Genomic DNA, 17,111 nt, shown 5'->3' on the forward strand with positions numbered 1-17,111 from the left:
CATAAACTCGCACAGTTTCACATTTGCAGCCCGTTTGCACACACAAAGAGGCCCTCCCCGGCATTGGGGAGGGCCTCTTCGAGGATTAACAGCTAACTGGGGAAAGGGCCGGGTCTGGCTCCCAACGCAACTACCCTAGAACGCAGCTACCCTAGAACATGCTCGAAACTGTCTGCAGTCCGAGTACAGCATCCAGCGAAAGCGCCACACACACGATGGACAAGTAGTTGTTCGACATGAAGAACAGCTTCATCGGCTTAATCTTGCCACCGGTCTTAACGTGACGGTGCAGGTCAATGGCGCCCCACAGGAACCAGGCACCAGCGCCAACCGAGCCAATCAGATAAATCCAACCAGCGTACGGAACCAACAGCAGAGTGGTAATCACGGTTGCAGCAGTGTAGTAAATAATGCGCTTGGAAACGACGATGGCCGGCTTGACCACTGGCATCATCGGCACGCCAGCGGCCTTGTAATCCTCCTTGTAGCGAAGCCCCAGCGCCCAGGTGTGCGGCGGAGTCCAGAAGAAGATGAGCAGGAACAGGATGAAAGCCTGCCACCAGTGAGCGAGCCCCGTAATCTCCGGGTTGTTGTCGGTGATGACGGCCCAGCCAACCATCACCGGCATACAACCCGCAGCGCCACCCCAGATTACGTTCTGATCAGTTCGGCGCTTCAGCCACAACGTGTAGACGAAGATGTAGAACGCAATCGTAATCAGAATGAAAACGGCGGCCAGCAGCGAGTTACATAGCAGCCACAGCCAGAGGAACGACGCAATCATCAAGATGGTGCCGAAAATTGCTGCCGCGCGACGGCTAACCTGGTTGCGCGCGAGCGGGCGCCGACGAGTGCGGCGCATCTTCTGGTCAATGTCGTAATCCATGACCATGTTGAAGGTGTGCGCTGCCGCTGCACCCATCCAACCACCGAACAGGGTGAGAAGAATCAGTCCAACGTGTACATGACCGCGATCAGCCTGAAGCATTGCGGGAATAGCCGCGACGAGCAGGAGCTCAATAATTCTTGGCTTAGTCAGTGCAATATACGCCTTGACTGTTTCCAACAAAGCAATGTCCCTTTCACGCGCCATAAACAAAGCCCCCCGTCTACAGATAGTCGGATGCAACGGTCGGAAAGTTCCCGACGAGTTTTTCCGCAAAATAAAATGAGGGGCAGGCAATCAGTTTACCGATAATCATAACGGTTCCAATAATGACCGTCGTAAAGCATGTGCGGCGCGCCCTCTGATACTTACCTTCGAGCTATTCGGCCCGGTTTAAACCGGGCGCACGTATTCCTAGTTAGTATGGAAGAGATCTTTACTAATCCATTTGGATACTAGGAGTCATTTACGTGACACTGTCGACTGAGCATGAAGCACGGGTTGTTCGCAACTACCCCTCGGACTGGTCTGACTTGGACACGAAGGCCGTAGATACGGCTCGTGTGCTGGCAGCCGACGCCGTGGAAAAAGCAGGTTCGGGCCACCCGGGCACTGCTATGAGCCTCGCACCGCTGGCTTACTCTCTCTACCAGCGCGTTATGCGCCATGACCCGAAGGATACGAACTGGATCGGCCGTGACCGTTTCATTCTCTCCTGTGGTCACACCTCTCTGACGCAGTATGTCCAGCTCTACCTCGGCGGTTTCGGCCTGGAGCTCGGTGACCTGAAGGCGCTGCGTACGTGGGACGCGCTCACCCCGGGTCACCCGGAGTACGGCCACACTGACGGCGTGGAAATCACCACTGGTCCGCTGGGGCAGGGTCTGGCTTCGGCTGTCGGTTTTGCCATGGCTTCACGACGGGAACGTGGGCTGTTCGACCCGGAAGCTGCTCCGGGTGAGTCCCCGTTCGATCACTACGTGTACGTCATTGCTTCTGATGGTGACGTACAGGAGGGTGTCACTGCTGAGGCTTGCTCGCTGGCCGGTACGCAGCAGCTGGGCAACCTGATTGTCTTCTGGGATGACAACGGCATCTCCATCGAGGACGACACCACTATTGCTTTCACCGAGAATGTGGCGGACCGCTACCGTGCTTACGGCTGGCAGGTCATTGAGGTCGACGGCGGCGAGGACGTCGCAGCACTCGAGGCTGCCGTTGAAGAAGCCAAGAAGGACACGGAGCGTCCGACCTTCATTCGCGTTCGCACTGTGATTGCTTACCCGGCTCCGACCAAGATGAACACCGGTGCTTCGCACGGTGCTGCTCTTGGTGGCGAGGAGATTGTCGGCATTAAGGAAGCTCTCGGCTTCGATACCGATAAGAGCTTTGACGTCGCTGACGAGGTCATTGAGCACACCCGCAAGCTGGTTGAGCGCGGTGCTGAGGCTCACGCGCAGTGGCAGGTTAAGTTCGACGAGTGGGCAGCGGCCAACCCGGAGCGCAAGGCTCTGCTGGATCGTCTGACCGCCGGCGAGCTGCCAGAGGACTTCGACGCTGAGCTGCCGACGTGGGAGCCGGATGAGAAGGGTGTTGCCACCCGTAAGGCTTCTGAGGCCGCGTTGCAGGCACTGGGTAAGGCCCTGCCGGAGCTGTGGGGTGGCTCGGCCGACCTGGCTGGCTCCAACAACACTGTCCTGAAGGGTGAGCCGTCCTTCGGCCCGAAGTCCATCACCACCGGAACCTGGACCGCCGATCCGTATGGCCGTAACCTGCACTTTGGTATTCGTGAGCACGCCATGGGCTCAATTCTCAACGGCATTCTGCTCCACGGTGGCACCCGTCCGTACGGCGGCACCTTCCTCATCTTCTCGGACTACATGCGCCCGGCTGTCCGCCTGGCATCGCTGATGGGCATCTCCCCTATTTATGTCTGGACCCACGACTCCATTGGTCTGGGCGAAGACGGCCCGACGCACCAGCCTGTTGAGCAGCTGGCTTCACTGCGCGCTATCCCGGGTGTGTCCACCGTCCGTCCGGCTGATGCTAACGAGACCGTTCAGGCTTGGGCCGCTGTTCTCGAAGGCGAGGCAGGCCCGAAGGCTCTGGCTCTGACCCGCCAGAACGTTCCGGTTCTGGAAGGCACGAAGGAAAAGGCCGCCGAGGGTGTCCGTCGTGGTGCATACGTGCTTGTCGACGGCTCCAAGGAGACCCCGGACGTCATTCTCATGGGTACCGGCTCGGAGGTTCACCTAGCTGTCGAGGCCGCTGAGAAGCTAGCTGAGGAAAGCGTCAGCGCCCGCGTTGTCTCCGTTCCGTGTCTCGACTGGTTCGAGCAGCAGGACGAGGCCTACCGCGAGCAGGTCCTGCCAAAGGCCGTCCGCGCTCGCGTCTCGGTTGAGGCTGGTATTGCTATGCCGTGGTACCGCCACCTGGGCGACGCGGGTCGTGCTGTCTCCCTGGAGCACTTCGGTGCATCGGCTCCGTACAAGGAGCTGTTTGAGAAGTTCGGCATCACCGCAGAGGCTGTTGTCGATGCCGCCAAGGAGTCCATCGAGGCTGCTAAGTAAGTTTGTTAAACCTGGCGCTATCGGCCGCTGTCGGTACGGGATTTGTGAAAACCGAACCGAGCTCCGGTAGCGCCAGTATTGTTTGTGGCGCACAGTAGTTTAAAGACACACAGTATTTAGAGAAGTCTTTAGACAACGAAGCGGTATAGACAGAAAGGCGTTAAACACTATGGGAAACACCACGATGGAAGCACTCGCCAAAGTAGGAACCTCGGCGTGGCTCGACGATCTTTCGCGCCAGCGCCTCACCTCGGGCGATTTGAAGAGTCTTATTGAAGAGCTGCGGGTTGTCGGTGTCACTACTAACCCGGCTATCTTTTCTTCGGCGATGACCGCCGGTGAGGACTACGACTCTCAGTTGGCACAGCTCACTGCAGAGGGCGCGAACCCGGCAGATGCTGTGTTCGCCATGGCAATCGACGACGTCCGCGACGCCTGCGACCTTTTCGCTGGTGTATCTGAACAAACCGACGGTGTCGATGGTCGCGTTTCCATCGAGGTCGATCCTCGCTACGCCGACAACTACGAGGCCACGATTGCGCAAGCCCGTAAGCTCTGGGAACGCGTCGGCAAGCGCAACGCGATGATTAAGATTCCGGCGACCGATGCTTCCCTACCTGCTGTCACTCAGGCCCTGGCCGAGGGTATTTCCGTGAACGTCACTTTGATTTTCTCGGTGGAACGTTACCTGCAGGTTATCGATGCCTTCGTCGAGGGAATCGAGCGTGCAAAGGACAATGGCGTGGACCTGGATTCGGTTCACTCAGTTGCTTCACTGTTCGTCTCTCGTGTTGACACCGAGATTGATGCTCGCCTGGAAAAGATTGGCTCGGAAGAGGCCTTGGCTTTGCGTGGTAAGGCTGGTCTGGCCAACGCCCGCGCCGCTTACGCTAAGTTCGAAGAGACCTTTTCCTCGCAGAATATCCGTTGGGCGCAGTTGGAGAACGCCGGCGCTAAGCCGCAGCGCCTGCTGTGGGCTTCCACCGGTGTGAAGAACCCGGCTTACCCGGATACTCTCTACGTCACTGAGCTGGCTGCCCCGCAGACTGTAAACACCATGCCGGAGAAGACGCTGCGTGCTGCCGCGGGCTTTGAGGGCGAGGTTCGTGATGCCGTCAGCGGTCAGGGTGAAGCAGCCAATGCCGTTATGACCCAGCTCAGCGAGATTGGTATCGACCTGGACGATGTCTTCGCTGTCCTGGAGCGCGCGGGCGTGGAGAAGTTTGTGGATTCCTGGCAGTCCCTGCTCGTGTCGATTGCGCAGCGCATGGAACAGCTGCACGAACCCTGCTGATTATCTAGCTGCCTGTTGGTAGCGGCCGCGTTTATGGCTGGCGCCAGCGGATCGATGAGCGATGCGAGTTACTGACTGCGCTTATGGCAGAAATGGTCCGAAAAATAGCCTGAAAGTGTCATAAACTTGCACAGTTTCACATTTGCAGCCCGTGTTTTTCGGCCCGTAAGCTGCGCACAAAAAGCTCCCCCGCGGGGGAGCTTTTTGGCTGTCAGGCCTCGGCGAAGGCGGGGCGCACGTCGGGCAGTGGGCGTTTGTCTTCCTTTAAGGCCCAGGCCATCACGACCGCGGAAACCACGGTGATGAGCGAGGCGAAGATCGGCACAGCTGGCCAGGGGGCTCCCGGGATGGAGTCGGTCGCGTCCAGCAGAAAGCTGAAGAGGAAGAGTGCGACCAGTGCCAGGCCGATAGTGATCGACCCCGCGCGAGCGCCCTTCGCGCCGACGACGGTGCCAATCGCGGTGCCCGCCACGGTGGCCATGAGGAAGCTCAAGAAGACGCACAGGGCGGTGAGCAGGATTGTGGTGTAGTTCTGGCCGGAGTCTTCGATCATGTACATCGCCCCGTTGGTGTCCGGGAACAGGGCCGGTCCGGAGGTGACAATGAAGCTATCGAATCCCCGGTAGTAACCGGACTTATTCTGTTCGGTGACCATCGCCGCGACGATGAAGGCGGTAGCCACCAGCGATGTTCCCAAGATTGCGATGATTGCGGAGCGCACCCAGCGGGCGGTGCGCACGCCGTAGTCGCGCAGGGTGACCGAGCGCTGGGCGGTGATGAGGAAGAGGATGCCCAGCGCGATGATGCCCAGCAGGGTGTTGCCGGTGCCGCTGCCCACGAGCATGCGCCCGAAAGCCGAGTACAGGATGGCCACTCCGGCGACGCCGAAGAAGGTTTTCTTGTTGGTTGCGATGAAAGCCCCGGTGCTCATTTCTTGCTCCTTTCGATGTAGGCGGAGGTGCTAGCGAGGTCGATGAGGGCCGCGGGGTCGAGGTAGCTCACCTCAACACCGAGGGCGCGGGCATGCGCGACGGTCGACGGGCTGAGCGCTGCAGCCAGGATCGCCTCGCAGCGCTCGCCGAGGGTTTTCTTAGCGAGCACCGAGCCGGCCACCTGCGTCACGAGGTCCGCAGAGCCGCGCAGCACAGGATGGGTAGTGCGCAGCTTATCGACGTCATAGGGTCCGTACGCATCCTGCTTGTGCATGACGATCAAGGTGTCCACCAGGTCTGCGAGATCCTGGGAGTGCTGCGACGTGACCACAATGTCGGCCGATTCGGCGGCGTCGATAAGCATGCGGCGCAACATGGTGCGGTGCTCGACATCGAGGCCGTTGAAGGGTTCGTCGAAAAGCAATGCATCCTTGCCCGATGCGAGGGCGGCCGCAGCGATGAGCAGTTGGCGCTGGCCCAGGCTGAGTTGCTTGATGGGTGTGTCGGCGGGGAAATCTAGGAGGGACTCCGCGTGGGACACATCGAGCTGATCCCAGCCCGTGCGCAAGATGTGGAAATATTCGCGCGGGGTGGCGCCGAAAATCTGGGTGTCGGGAGCCGCCTTTGCCAGGGCAGCCGTGGGCAGCTGCGCGAGGGTGTGAAGGTAGTAGGTCTTGCCGGCACCGTTGGGGCCAATCACGCCGTAGATACTCATTTCTCATCCTCCAGCATGGCGATGATGTCGTGGAGCGTAAGGCCGAGGATGTCGGCCTCCGCTTTTAACGGCTCGATGTAGGTGCGCTGGAACGCTTCACGACGCTCAGCGCGAATGCGCTCACGGGCGCCTGGGGTGACAAACATGCCGAGACCTCTTTTCTTCTCTACGAGCCCCACCATCGACAGTTCTGTCATGGCCTTGGCGGCCGTGGTGGGATTGACCTGATAGAACTCCGAGAGCTCCTTGGTTGAGGGGGCGCGATTCTCAGCCGCGAGCTCCCCGGACAGGATTAGTGATTTCAGATCCTCGGCAATCTGGATATAGATGGGCCGAGGGTCCGCCTCCTTCGCCTGCATATCCACCTCCATGGTTTACGGGTATACCACCTATGTCATAAACCTAAAGCAAAAGAAAGGGGCCCGTCAAGGCCCCATCGGAGGAATCGGAAACGATTCCACCGGACTTTTCTCGATATGACATTATGTAAACCGTGAGTGATTCTCTGCAACGCAACGATCCGAACTCCCCTACTGCCAATTCTCCGCACAACGGAGATGGCAGCACCAACCACCACGGATACGTCAACCCGCTGCGCGACCCGCAGGATAAGCGCTTGCCGCGTATTGCGGGGCCGGGTGGCATGGTGATTTTCGGAGTGACGGGCGATCTGGCCCGAAAGAAGCTCCTGCCTGCCATTTATGACCTGGCCAACCGCGGTCTGCTACCTGCCTCCTTCGCGCTAGTCGGCTACGGTCGTCGCGAATGGTCGAAGCAGGACTTTGGGGATTATGTGCGCACCGCAGTGGAACAGGGCGCCCGCACCGACTTCCGTGAGAGTGTCTGGCAGCGCCTGGCTGAGGGCATTCACTTTGTTACCGGTACCTTCACCGATGACGAGGCCTTCGATCGCCTGGCCGTGCAACTTGAGGAGCTCGATCGCTCCCGCGGCACCGCTGGCAACTGGGCCTACTACCTGTCCATTCCGCCAGCTAACTTCCCCGATGTCTGTCATCAGCTCGATCGTTCGGGGCTCGCGCAGTCGGGCGAGGATTATTGGCGTCGCGTGATTATTGAGAAGCCATTCGGCCACGATCTGGCCTCCGCTCAGGAACTCAACCGGATTGTGAACTCGGTGTTCCCAGAAGACGCTGTGTTCCGCATTGACCACTACCTGGGCAAAGAAACCGTCCAAAACATTTTGGCCATGCGTTTTGCCAATCAGTTGTTCGATCCGATGTGGAATTCTCACTACATTGACCACGTTCAGATCACCATGGCCGAGGACATCGGTTTGGGTGGTCGCGCCGGTTACTATGACGGTATCGGGGCGGCTCGTGACGTGATTCAGAACCACCTACTCCAGCTGCTGGCACTGGTGGCAATGGAAGAGCCCATCGCCTTTACCCCGGAAGAGCTGCAGGCGGAAAAGATTAAGGTTCTGCGTGCCGTCGAGCCAGTGCGTCCGTTTTCGAAATACACCGCACGTGGCCAGTACACCGCGGATTGGCAGGGCAGCAACTTTGTGCCGGGGCTGCGCGATGAGGAAGGGTTCGACCCCGAGTCCACGACCGAGACCTACGCCGCTTGTACGCTCCAGATCAATTCTCGTCGTTGGGCCGGTGTCCCCTTCTACCTGCGCACCGGCAAGCGCCTCGGCCGTCGCGTCACTGAAATTGCGCTGGTCTTTAAGTCCGCACCGCACTTGCCTTTTGCGGAGACGATGACTGCCGCTCTCGGCCAGAACGCCATGGTGATTCGAGTCCAGCCAGACGAGGGTGTGCTCATGCGCTTCGGCTCGAAGGTTCCGGGCTCGGCCATGGAGGTACGCGATGTCAACATGGACTTCTCCTACTCCGAGGTGTTTACCGAGCAGTCGCCAGAGGCCTACGAGCGCCTGATTCTGGATGCGCTTCTCGACGAGGCCAGCCTCTTCCCCACTAATGAGGAAGTCGAGCTGTCCTGGAAGATTCTTGACCCCATCATCGAGTACTGGGCCAAGCGCGGTCGTCCCGAGGGGTACCCCGCAGGTTCGTGGGGGCCGTCCTCCGCTGACCACATGCTTGAGCGCGACGGTCGTGCTTGGCGACGGCCATAGGTTGCCGACCTCTCAGTTCTTAAGAATTTTCTGACAGAAAGAACACTTTCATGATTGTCAATTTGCCAGACACTGACACCGCGAGCATTGCTCGTCAGTTGGTGCAGCTTCGAGAGCAGGGCGGCATCGTTACCACGGGCCGTGTCCTTACCCTGATCGTTTTGGCCAAAAGCGAAGACGACCTGGAAAACATTATTTCCACGGTCAACTCCGTTTCCCGCGAGCACCCATCCCGTGTGCTGGTATTGGTCTCCGATGATCCGCGTTTGGACAATCGCCTCGACGCGGAACTCCGCGTCGGTGGAGATGCCGGTGCCGCTGAGATCGTCGTTATGCACATGTCCGGTGAGATTGGTCAGCACCACAGCTCTGTGGTGACTCCCCTGTTGCTGCCGGATACGCCGGTCGTGGCGTGGTGGCCGTCTGAGGCGCCTCAAGTCCCAGCGGCGACACCAATCGGCAGGATTGCCCAGCGCCGTATCACCGATTCGTTGTGTGACCCGAGTAGTAACGCTATCTACACGCGCCGTACGGGCTACACGCCTGGCGATTCCGACCTGAGCTGGTCGCGACTGACGAACTGGCGCGGTGTGTTGGCCTCGGCCTTCGACTTGCCGCCGCACTCACCGGTGACCTCCGTGTCTATCTACGGTCCACAGGAGTCGCCATCGGTGGAGGTCGCCGCCGGCTGGTTGGCAGATCGCCTAGGGCTGCCGGTCAACCGTTACTCCACCGGGGAGAAGAAGATTCCGGTGGACGAAAAGGGCCGCGCCAAGCCACCGGTGACCTCGGTCGCGTTTGAGCGTGAAAATGGCCAGACCCTGCGCATCGATATTGAAAGCGCTACCACTGCATCGGTCACCAACGGAGAAAAGCCCCCGTTCAAGGTCGCATTGTCGCGTCCAACACGCTCCGAGTGCTTGGCAGAGGAGCTGCGTCACCTCGACCACGATACTGCCTACGGACGTGCCCTGCGTGGTCTCAGCCAGATTCACACCGTAGGCATGCAGGCTCCAACGTCCACGATCACCAGCTTCGCGAACGAACCAGGAGTCTCTGACAAGTGACAACCGATAACGTCTTGAATACCGTCCCCGCCCCTCAGTTCCACCGCGCCGCCGACCAGGCCGGCATCGTCGAGGCTGCACGTCAACGCTTCATCGATGCGGTTGTCGCCGTCCAGAATGGCAACGTCTCTCCAGTCACCGGTGACGGTTTTGTACGCGTCGTTCTCACCGGTGGCGGCGCGGGTACCGCCTTGCTCAGTGCGCTTGCCGACGATTCTGGAGACATCGACTGGAACCGAGTCCTGGTGTTTTTCGGAGATGAACGCTTTGTCGCTGCCGACTCGGTAGACCGCAATGCGCTGGCTGCTCGTGAGCGTCTCTTGTCCCCTGTCAGCGTGCCGGAGGAAAACATTTTCGAGTTCGGCGCTGCCGACAGCGGCATGACTACCACGGAGGCCGCCGAAAGCTACGAAGTTATCGTTCGTCAGAAGGCTCCAAACGGCTTTGACCTGCACCTTCTTGGTATGGGCGGAGAGGGACACATCAACTCGATTTTCCCACACACCGCAGCGCTCGCTGAGCAGGAACGCTTGGTTGTGGACGTGCATAACTGTCCGAAGCCACCACCGACCCGCATCACGCTGACTATGCCGGCCATCGCCAGCTCTCAGCGTGTGTGGCTACTAGTAGCCGGTGGTGAAAAGGCCGACGCAATCGCGGCGATCGCTCAGCAGGACGACCCGGCGCAGTGGCCGGCGGCCGGGGTCCGCGGTGCTCAAGAGACCGTTGTCTTTGTTGACGATGCTGCGGCTGCACAGCTGTAGGCTTCCGCTTCACCGCTAACAGCCCAGAAACAGCAAATTCCCGTCGATAAGCGAAATGCTATCGACGGGAACTTTTATTACTTAAAGGCCTGCGGCGGGCATGTTGCGTGCAGAACCTACCAGCCGAAGGTATTGAACAGCAGCAACAGGACAATGCAGAGCAACCAGATAATCATGGTCACAATAGTGACGCGGTCAAGGTTCTTCTCCACCACAGTCGAACCGGACAGATTCGACTGCATACCGCCACCAAAGAGGCTGGACAGTCCGCCACCCTTACCCTTGTGGAGCAGGATGAACAGCGTCATCAAGATGGATGTGATGACTAGGACAATCTGAATGGCGAGGTACACGCGCACTTCCTTTTGAAACGTCGCTTCTTTAAGAACTCCAACTATACTAGCGCAATTACTCCGCTGGCTAGGTATTCCCCAGCCGCCATTTCTAGCCGGAGTTGCGCAGTGCAGTTGCCAGACCATTCATGGTCAGCTGAATGCCCCGACGCACCTTGTCGCGGTTATCGCCAGCACGGTAGCGACGCAGCATCTCCAGCTGGATGATGTTTAGCGGCATGAGGTACGGGAAGCGCATGTCCACCGAACGCCTGAGCAGCGGGTTGTCCTCCAGCAGGTGCTTGTACCCGGTTACCTTCAGGAACATCTCCAAAGTCAGGTCGAACTCAGCCTTGATGATGCCGTAGATGCGCTCGCCGTCGGCCTTATCTTGGCACAGGCTAGCGTAAGCACGCGCCAGGTTCAGGTCAGCCTTGGACATGACCTGCGCCATGTTCGACAGCACCGAATTGAAGAACGGCCAGTCCTCGTTGAGCTGCCGGAGCTCAGCCAGGCGGGAACCGTCCTCGTCCTCGCCGATCCACTCCTGCAGTGCAGAGCCGACACCAAACCAACCCGGCACCATAGAACGCTGCTGCGACCAGGACAGTACCCACGGAATTGCGCGCAGGTCAGAAATGGTCTGGGTCTGCTTGCGTGAGGTCGGACGTGAACCGATGTTCAGGCTGCCGATCTCATCGACCGGAGTCGACGAAGTGAAGAAGTCAATAAAGCCCGGGTCCTCGTGCATGAGCTTCGAGTAGGCCTCGCGAGACAGGTCGGAAATCTCCGACATAATCTCGTGGGCGCGAGCTGGGTTCTTCAGGTCATCGACGTCGAGCAGAGTCGACTCGATAGTTGCCGAAACCAGCGCGGCGAGGTTCCTGCGTGCCGCTGCAGGGTGACCGTACTTAGCAGAGATGATCTCGCCCTGCTCGGTGATACGCACCGAACCCTGGACTGCACCTGACGGCTGCGCCAGGATTGCCTCGTAGGACGGTCCGCCACCACGGCCGACGGTACCTCCGCGGCCGTGGAAGAGACGCAGGCGAATGTCGTTGTCCTTCGCGGCTGCCACGATGGCGACCTCCGCGTCGTAAAGCGCCCAGTTTGCAGCGAAGTACCCGCCGTCCTTGTTGGAGTCGGAGTAGCCGAGCATGACTTCCTGCAGATCTCCGCGTGCAGAGACGTATGCGCGGTAGACCGGAATGTCCCACGCAGCACGCAGCACGTCGGCACCAGCCTGCAGGTCTTCGATGGTTTCGAACAGCGGGATGACGTCAACAGAACCGGTCGGCTGGGAGCCATTCGGGCGAATCAGCCCGACCTCTTTGAGTAGAATCATCGGCTCCAGCAGATCGGAAACCGATGTACACATCGAAATGATGCAGTGCGGTACCGCGTCGCGACCATACTTGCGAACCGCACGAGATGCCGCACGCATAATGCCTAGCTCGCGAGCCGTAGCTTCGGAAAGATCTGCGGAAGACGAAACCAGCGGACGGGAGGACTTAAGTTCCTTGGTCAGTAGCTCGACCTTGTCGGCTTCCTTCAATCCCGCGTAGTTGTCCACCACACCAGCAGCGGAGAATAGCTCGGTGAGGATTTCCTCGTGAGAGTCCGAATTCTGGCGGATATCAATCGAGTATAGGTGGAAACCAAATACCTCCACTGAATCCATCAGATCGCGCAGGCGGTGATCGGCGATGAGATCATCGTGGCTGGAACGCAGTGAGTCGTCGATAATCGAGAGCTCTTCAAGCAGCTCCTCGGCGCTGTCATACGGAGTGAATTCCGACCAGTCGCCCTCGATGATGGACTCATCGAAGAAGTTCACCGCTGTTGCCGCCACACGACCGCGGATACCGTGAACCGCACGACGGTACGGCTCATCTTCACGGTTTGGTACGTCATTGTGGCCGCGGCTGGCCAAGGCGACCAGATCGACGGTGACCTTAGTCAGGCGGTCGCTGAGACTGAGTTCGCGCTCTAGCAGGTGTAGCTGCGAGAAATAGTGACGCAGGATGGTGCCCGCTGCTCTATCAGAGGCGTAGCGCAGCGTCTCCTCTGTCACGTATGGGTTGCCATCGTGGTCACCGCCAATCCACGAGCCCATACGAATCGTTGGGTTAGCCTGTAGCTTGTCGCCGCCGAGTTGACGCAAGTGCTTGACGACGTCCCGGTTAATCTGTGGCACAGCTTCCAGCAGAGAAAGCTGGTAGTAGCGAAGACCAACCTCGACCTCATCGCGAATATCCGGGCGGTTCATGCGAATCAGAGCCGTCTGCCACAGCGTCAGGATACGGCGGCGGATATCGGCATCAATCTCAGCGAGTCGGTCCGCGGTGCGTGCATTCAGCGGGGCTGCCTGGATCTCGTGGCGGCGCCGCATTGCGGCCGTGATGTGCTTCTGCACATCGAACACTGTACGACGACGAGTTTCCGTTGGGTGTGCGGTCAGAACAGGGACGACCTCAATGTGTTCCATCATGTCCGCAATAGCGCTGCCAGAAACCTTGGCGTCGCGAAGCTTCTGCCATGTTGCCTCCAGCGTGGAGTCCTGCGGCGGATCGCCAGCATCGAGCGATGCCTCGATGCCCAGCTCCTCGTGCAAATCCTCAGCGAGGTTAGCTAAAAGTGCGAAGTGCGTGAAAGCACGGATGACTGGGCTTGCCTCGGCCGGGTCAATATCGCGGAAGAGGCCGGTGAGCTTCTCGATGTCGCCATCGCCACGATGGAGTTCGAAGGCTGCTCGGCGAGCATTTTCGACCAGGTCAAAGACCTCGTCACCCTCTTGCTCGCGGATTACCTGCCCAAGAATTCGACCCAGGTGGCGAATATCCTCCCAGAGCAAGTCCTGCTGTTTAGCGGTAGCGGTCGATGAGGTTTGATCATTGCTTGCAGTGTGTCGGTCAGTGTCACGATGTACTTGTTCGTTCATTGAGCACGTCCTTTTAAAATTGCCGGGCATTCAAAGTGGAAAGCCTCGGGAAATGTATTGCGCTGAATTATTGCCATTCGGTGTGCCTGGGTTGAGTCCGCCTAAAGGCAATAACCCCGGATTGGTTTTATGAGAGTCAATAAAACCAATCCGGGGTCGCGCATGACGCCTATCTTATCAGTTGTTCTGAATTTATATGCACTTAGGCGTTCTGGGCGGCATCTGCAGCAAGTGCGCAGAGCTTCGCGAATGCTTCACCGTCGAGCGAAGCGCCACCGACGAGGCCGCCGTCGACATCGGGCTTGCCGACGATCTCAGCGACGTTCTCGGCCTTGACGGAACCACCGTAGAGGATGCGCATCTCCTTTGCGATCTTCTCATCCGCAATTTCAGCGATGGTCTCACGGATAGCTGCACAGACTTCCTGAGCGTCTGCAGCCGATGCGACCTTACCGGTGCCGATAGCCCAGACCGGCTCGTAAGCGATGACGGTCTTGGCCAGCTCAGCGTTGGTCAGGTTAGCCAGGGAGCCCTTGACCTGAGAGACAACGTACTCGACGTGCTCTTCGGCCTCTCGGACCTCCAGCGGCTCGCCGACGCAGACGATTGGGTTCATGCCTTCGCGCAGTGCTGCCTTGGCCTTCTTTGCGACCAGCTCGTCGTCTTCTGCGTGCATATCGCGACGCTCGGAGTGACCGACGACGACCCAGGTGCAGCCGAGCTTTGCCAGCATCGAGGAGGAAATCTCGCCGGTGTAAGCGCCGGACTCGTGGACTGAGACATCCTGAGCGCCGTAGGTAACGCCGAGCTTATCGCCCTCAACCAGAGTCTGGACCGAACGAAGATCGGTAAACGGCGGGATGACAGCGACGTCAACCTTGTCGTAGTACTCCTTCGGCAGAGCGAACGCGAGTTTCTGCACCACACCGATAGCCTCGAGATGGTTCAGGTTCATCTTCCAGTTACCAGCAATAAATGGTGTACGTGCCATAGTGGTGGAATTCACTTCCCTATCAATTAGCGGATTTTTAAGCGTTGAAAGCCAGTGGTGGAAAAATCTTAGTCTTCCAGGACGGAGACGCCCGGCAGAGTCTTACCCTCGAGGAACTCCAGCGAAGCGCCACCACCGGTGGAGATGTGGCTGAAACCGTCCTCGGTCAATCCCAGGGTACGTACTGCTGCTGCGGAGTCGCCGCCACCGACGACGGAGAAGCAACCGTTGTTAGTCGTGGCATCGATGATGGCCTGTGCAACCTGGCGGGTGCCAGCTGCGAAAGCCTCCATCTCGAACACGCCCATCGGGCCGTTCCAGAACACAGTCTTGGACTCAGCCAGCACCTTGCCGAATGCTTCAGCGGAAGCCGGTCCGATGTCCAGGCCCATCCAGCCTTCCGGAATCTCGGTGGCGTCTACAACCTTGTTTTCAGCGTCAGCAGCGAACTTGTCGGCCACGACTACGTCGGTTGGCAGAACAATCTTGTCGCCGTAGCGGTCCAGCAGATCCTTACAGGTGTCAATCATCTCTTCCTGCAGCAGGGATGCGCCAACGGCGTAGCCCTTGGCAGCCAGGAAGGTGAAGCACATGCCGCCGCCGATGACCAGGGAGTCAACCTTCGGCGCGAGAGCCTCAATAACACCCAGCTTGTCGGAAACCTTGGAGCCGCCGAGCACGACGGTGTACGGCTTTTCCGGGGTCTCTGCAACCTTGCGCAGAACCTCAAGCTCAGCCTGAACCAGGTTGCCGGCGTAGTGCGGCAGCTTCTTCGCGACATCGAAGACGGAAGCCTGGGCGCGGTGAACAACACCGAAACCATCAGAGACAAATGCGCCGTCCGGAACAAGTGCAGCCAGTTCGGCTGCGAACTCGGCGCGCTCTGCCTCGTCCTTGGAGGTCTCGCGCGGATCGAAGCGGACGTTCTCCAACAGAAGTACATCGCCCTCGGTGAGACCATTAGCGCGCTCGTGCGCGTCCTCACCGGAGACATCACCGGCGAGCGCGACGTACTGCTCCAGACGCTCAGAGAGAGCCTCAGCGACCGGGGCCAGGGAGAACTCGGACTTAACCTCGCCCTTCGGGCGACCCAGGTGAGCCATAACAACGACCTTGGCGCCGGCGTCGACAAGAGCGGACAGAGTGGGCAGCGAAGCATCGATTCGACCCGGATCGGTGATTACGCCGTCCTTCAGCGGAACGTTAAAGTCGGAGCGGACGAGGACGTAACGGCCTTCAATACCTTCGTTGATCAGGTCTTTGACAGTCTTAACAGTCATCTCAATGAAATCCTTGTGAAAGTGTGTAAAAAACGGGCCGTGGGTGGGGTGCCCTACTCAGGCACAACCACCCCGGCCCGTTCGGGGTCTGGGATTAACCAGGTGTGTTATTAGAGGCGCTCACCGACGTAGACAGCCAGGTCGACGAGGCGGTTGGAGTAGCCCCACTCGTTGTCGTACCAGGAGACAACCTTGACCTGATCGCCGATGACCTTGGTCAGCGGTGCGTCGAAGATCGAGGAACGCGGGTCGCCCTCGATGTCCTTGGAAACGATTGGATCCTCGTTGTAGCCCAGAACACCCTTGAGCTCGCCCTCAGCAGCTTCCTTGATGGCAGCGTTGACGGACTCGACGGTGACCTCGCTCTTAGCAGTGAAGGTCAGGTCGGTGACAGAGCCGGTCGGGGTCGGAACACGCAGTGCGTAGCCGTCCAGCAGGCCCTTGAGCTGCGGCAGAACCAGAGCAACTGCCTTTGCAGCACCGGTGGAGGTCGGAACAATGTTCAGAGCAGCAGCGCGAGCGCGACGCAGGTCCTTGTGCGGAGCGTCGTGCAGGCGCTGGTCGCCGGTGTATGCGTGGATGGTGGTCATGAGACCGCGCTCGATGCCGAACTTGTCGTCCAAAACCTTAGCCATCGGAGCCAGGCAGTTGGTGGTGCAAGAAGCGTTCGAAATGATGTTGTGCTTCTCCGGGTCGTAGTCAGTGTGGTTGACGCCAACAACGAAAGTTGCGTCTTCGTTCTTAGCCGGAGCGGAGATGATGACCTTCTTGGCGCCAGCCTCGATGTGAGCCTTGGCAGCGTTGGCATCGGTGAAGAAACCGGTGGACTCAATGACGATGTCGACCTTGTGCTCGCCCCACGGCAGGTCCTTCGGGTCGCGCTCAGCGTATGCGGCGATGCGCTTGCCGTTGACGGTGAGGGACTCATCGTCGTAGGTGACCTCTGCGTCAAGCTTGCCCATGATGGAGTCGTACTTGAGCAGGTGAGCCAGGGTCTTGTTATCAGTGAGGTCGTTTACAGCAACGACTTCCAGGTCAGCGCCCGCAGCGAGCAGGGAGCGGAAGAAGTTGCGGCCAATGCGACCAAAACCGTTAATACCTACACGAACCGTCACAATAATCTCCTTAATGGATTGGCGAATCGATGCCACTTGTCAGGGCGCTGATTGCGCTCCAACAGGTTCACTACAGAAGTGTACGTTGGGTTTTTCATTCGCGCAGCGATGCTTTGGCGCAAAAAT

Annotated in this window: 14 protein-coding genes; 5 read left to right on the forward strand and 9 right to left on the reverse strand. The window is 59.0% G+C overall.

All coding sequences use genetic code 11. The annotated features are described in order from the left end of the window. Positions 1-151: 151 nt before the first annotated feature. Entirely contained in the window at positions 152-1,093 is a 942-nt protein-coding gene (locus tag HMPREF2847_RS09355) for a heme o synthase (RefSeq protein ID WP_070547101.1), read from the reverse strand. Between the two features lie 263 nt (positions 1,094-1,356). On the opposite strand from HMPREF2847_RS09355, the gene tkt reads away from it, so the two are divergent. Together tkt and tal are read left to right on the forward strand one after the other, a co-directional pair. Further along, the gene (gene tkt, locus HMPREF2847_RS09360) at positions 1,357-3,456 is read left to right on the forward strand and encodes a transketolase (protein WP_070852240.1); all 2,100 of its coding nucleotides are present in this window, start codon (positions 1,357-1,359) and stop codon (positions 3,454-3,456) included. Positions 3,457-3,625: 169 nt separating this feature from the next. Beyond that, positions 3,626-4,750, forward strand: coding sequence for a transaldolase (gene tal / locus HMPREF2847_RS09365; RefSeq protein ID WP_070852241.1), 1,125 nt, complete (start codon positions 3,626-3,628; stop codon positions 4,748-4,750). A gap of 211 nt (positions 4,751-4,961) precedes the next feature. On the opposite strand, the gene HMPREF2847_RS09370 is transcribed toward tal, so the two are convergent. The 3 genes from HMPREF2847_RS09370 to HMPREF2847_RS09380 are packed head-to-tail and all read right to left on the reverse strand — an operon-like array spanning position 4,962 to position 6,756. After that, complete coding sequence (locus tag HMPREF2847_RS09370) at positions 4,962-5,681, reverse strand: hypothetical protein (RefSeq protein ID WP_070852242.1); 720 nt, start codon at positions 5,679-5,681, stop codon at positions 4,962-4,964. After that, on the reverse strand, positions 5,678-6,397 hold the full coding sequence (locus HMPREF2847_RS09375; RefSeq protein WP_070852243.1) for an AAA family ATPase: 720 nt from the start codon (positions 6,395-6,397) through the stop codon (positions 5,678-5,680). Before HMPREF2847_RS09375 ends, HMPREF2847_RS09370 begins: the two co-directional genes overlap by 4 nt. Then, the gene (locus tag HMPREF2847_RS09380; RefSeq protein ID WP_070852382.1) at positions 6,394-6,756 is read right to left on the reverse strand and encodes a GntR family transcriptional regulator; all 363 of its coding nucleotides are present in this window, start codon (positions 6,754-6,756) and stop codon (positions 6,394-6,396) included. The genes HMPREF2847_RS09375 and HMPREF2847_RS09380 overlap by 4 nt, the downstream gene beginning before the upstream one ends. Positions 6,757-6,989: 233 nt before the next feature. Here HMPREF2847_RS09380 and zwf point away from each other — a divergent pair, with 233 nt between their 5' ends. From zwf to pgl, 3 genes are read left to right on the forward strand one after another with little or no spacing between them, the layout of a single operon-like run. Continuing rightward, positions 6,990-8,495: a glucose-6-phosphate dehydrogenase gene (gene zwf, locus HMPREF2847_RS09385; protein ID WP_222866788.1), complete on the forward strand. Its 1,506-nt coding sequence runs from the start codon at positions 6,990-6,992 to the stop codon at positions 8,493-8,495. A 50-nt stretch (positions 8,496-8,545) separates the two neighbouring features. Further along, complete coding sequence (locus HMPREF2847_RS09390; RefSeq protein ID WP_070832090.1) at positions 8,546-9,562, forward strand: glucose-6-phosphate dehydrogenase assembly protein OpcA; 1,017 nt, start codon at positions 8,546-8,548, stop codon at positions 9,560-9,562. Continuing rightward, a complete protein-coding gene (pgl, locus tag HMPREF2847_RS09395) occupies positions 9,559-10,326 on the forward strand; it encodes a 6-phosphogluconolactonase (protein WP_070852245.1) in 768 nt (255 codons plus the stop codon). The genes HMPREF2847_RS09390 and pgl overlap by 4 nt, the downstream gene beginning before the upstream one ends. A 116-nt stretch (positions 10,327-10,442) precedes the next feature. Here the strand turns inward: pgl and secG are convergent, their stop codons facing one another. The 5 genes from secG to gap all read right to left on the reverse strand — a co-directional run bounded on the left by secG (position 10,443) and on the right by gap (position 16,985). Beyond that, positions 10,443-10,679, reverse strand: a complete 237-nt coding sequence (gene secG, locus HMPREF2847_RS09400) for a preprotein translocase subunit SecG (RefSeq protein WP_038628976.1) — start codon at positions 10,677-10,679, stop codon at positions 10,443-10,445. 91 nt (positions 10,680-10,770) lie between these two features. Continuing rightward, positions 10,771-13,599, reverse strand: coding sequence for a phosphoenolpyruvate carboxylase (gene ppc, locus HMPREF2847_RS09405; RefSeq protein ID WP_070852246.1), 2,829 nt, complete (start codon positions 13,597-13,599; stop codon positions 10,771-10,773). A gap of 202 nt (positions 13,600-13,801) precedes the next feature. Continuing rightward, positions 13,802-14,590, reverse strand: a complete 789-nt coding sequence (gene tpiA, locus HMPREF2847_RS09410; protein ID WP_070852247.1) for a triose-phosphate isomerase — start codon at positions 14,588-14,590, stop codon at positions 13,802-13,804. A gap of 68 nt (positions 14,591-14,658) precedes the next feature. Then, on the reverse strand, positions 14,659-15,870 hold the full coding sequence (pgk, locus tag HMPREF2847_RS09415) for a phosphoglycerate kinase (protein ID WP_070852248.1): 1,212 nt from the start codon (positions 15,868-15,870) through the stop codon (positions 14,659-14,661). Positions 15,871-15,980: 110 nt separating this feature from the next. Further along, positions 15,981-16,985 (reverse strand): type I glyceraldehyde-3-phosphate dehydrogenase, encoded by a 1,005-nt coding sequence (gene gap / locus HMPREF2847_RS09420; RefSeq protein WP_016422731.1) that lies wholly within the window; start codon positions 16,983-16,985, stop codon positions 15,981-15,983. Positions 16,986-17,111: the final 126 nt, after the last annotated feature.

The organism is Corynebacterium sp. HMSC074C03, from assembly GCF_001838285.1.
GTDB lineage: Bacteria > Actinomycetota > Actinomycetes > Mycobacteriales > Mycobacteriaceae > Corynebacterium > Corynebacterium amycolatum.

What these genes read in the sequence shown, in the direction of transcription:
- ppc (WP_070852246.1), bottom strand. Translation starts at nt 13,599, where the DNA reads ATGAACGAACAAGTACATCGTGACACTGACCGACACACTGCAAGCAAT.
- HMPREF2847_RS09375 (WP_070852243.1), bottom strand. Translation starts at nt 6,397, where the DNA reads ATGAGTATCTACGGCGTGATTGGCCCCAACGGTGCCGGCAAGACCTAC.
- HMPREF2847_RS09370 (WP_070852242.1), bottom strand. Translation starts at nt 5,681, where the DNA reads ATGAGCACCGGGGCTTTCATCGCAACCAACAAGAAAACCTTCTTCGGC.
- tal (WP_070852241.1), top strand. Translation starts at nt 3,626, where the DNA reads ATGGGAAACACCACGATGGAAGCACTCGCCAAAGTAGGAACCTCGGCG.
- tpiA (WP_070852247.1), bottom strand. Translation starts at nt 14,590, where the DNA reads ATGGCACGTACACCATTTATTGCTGGTAACTGGAAGATGAACCTGAAC.
- HMPREF2847_RS09380 (WP_070852382.1), bottom strand. Translation starts at nt 6,756, where the DNA reads ATGCAGGCGAAGGAGGCGGACCCTCGGCCCATCTATATCCAGATTGCC.
- HMPREF2847_RS09355 (WP_070547101.1), bottom strand. Translation starts at nt 1,093, where the DNA reads ATGGCGCGTGAAAGGGACATTGCTTTGTTGGAAACAGTCAAGGCGTAT.
- pgk (WP_070852248.1), bottom strand. Translation starts at nt 15,870, where the DNA reads ATGACTGTTAAGACTGTCAAAGACCTGATCAACGAAGGTATTGAAGGC.
- HMPREF2847_RS09390 (WP_070832090.1), top strand. Translation starts at nt 8,546, where the DNA reads ATGATTGTCAATTTGCCAGACACTGACACCGCGAGCATTGCTCGTCAG.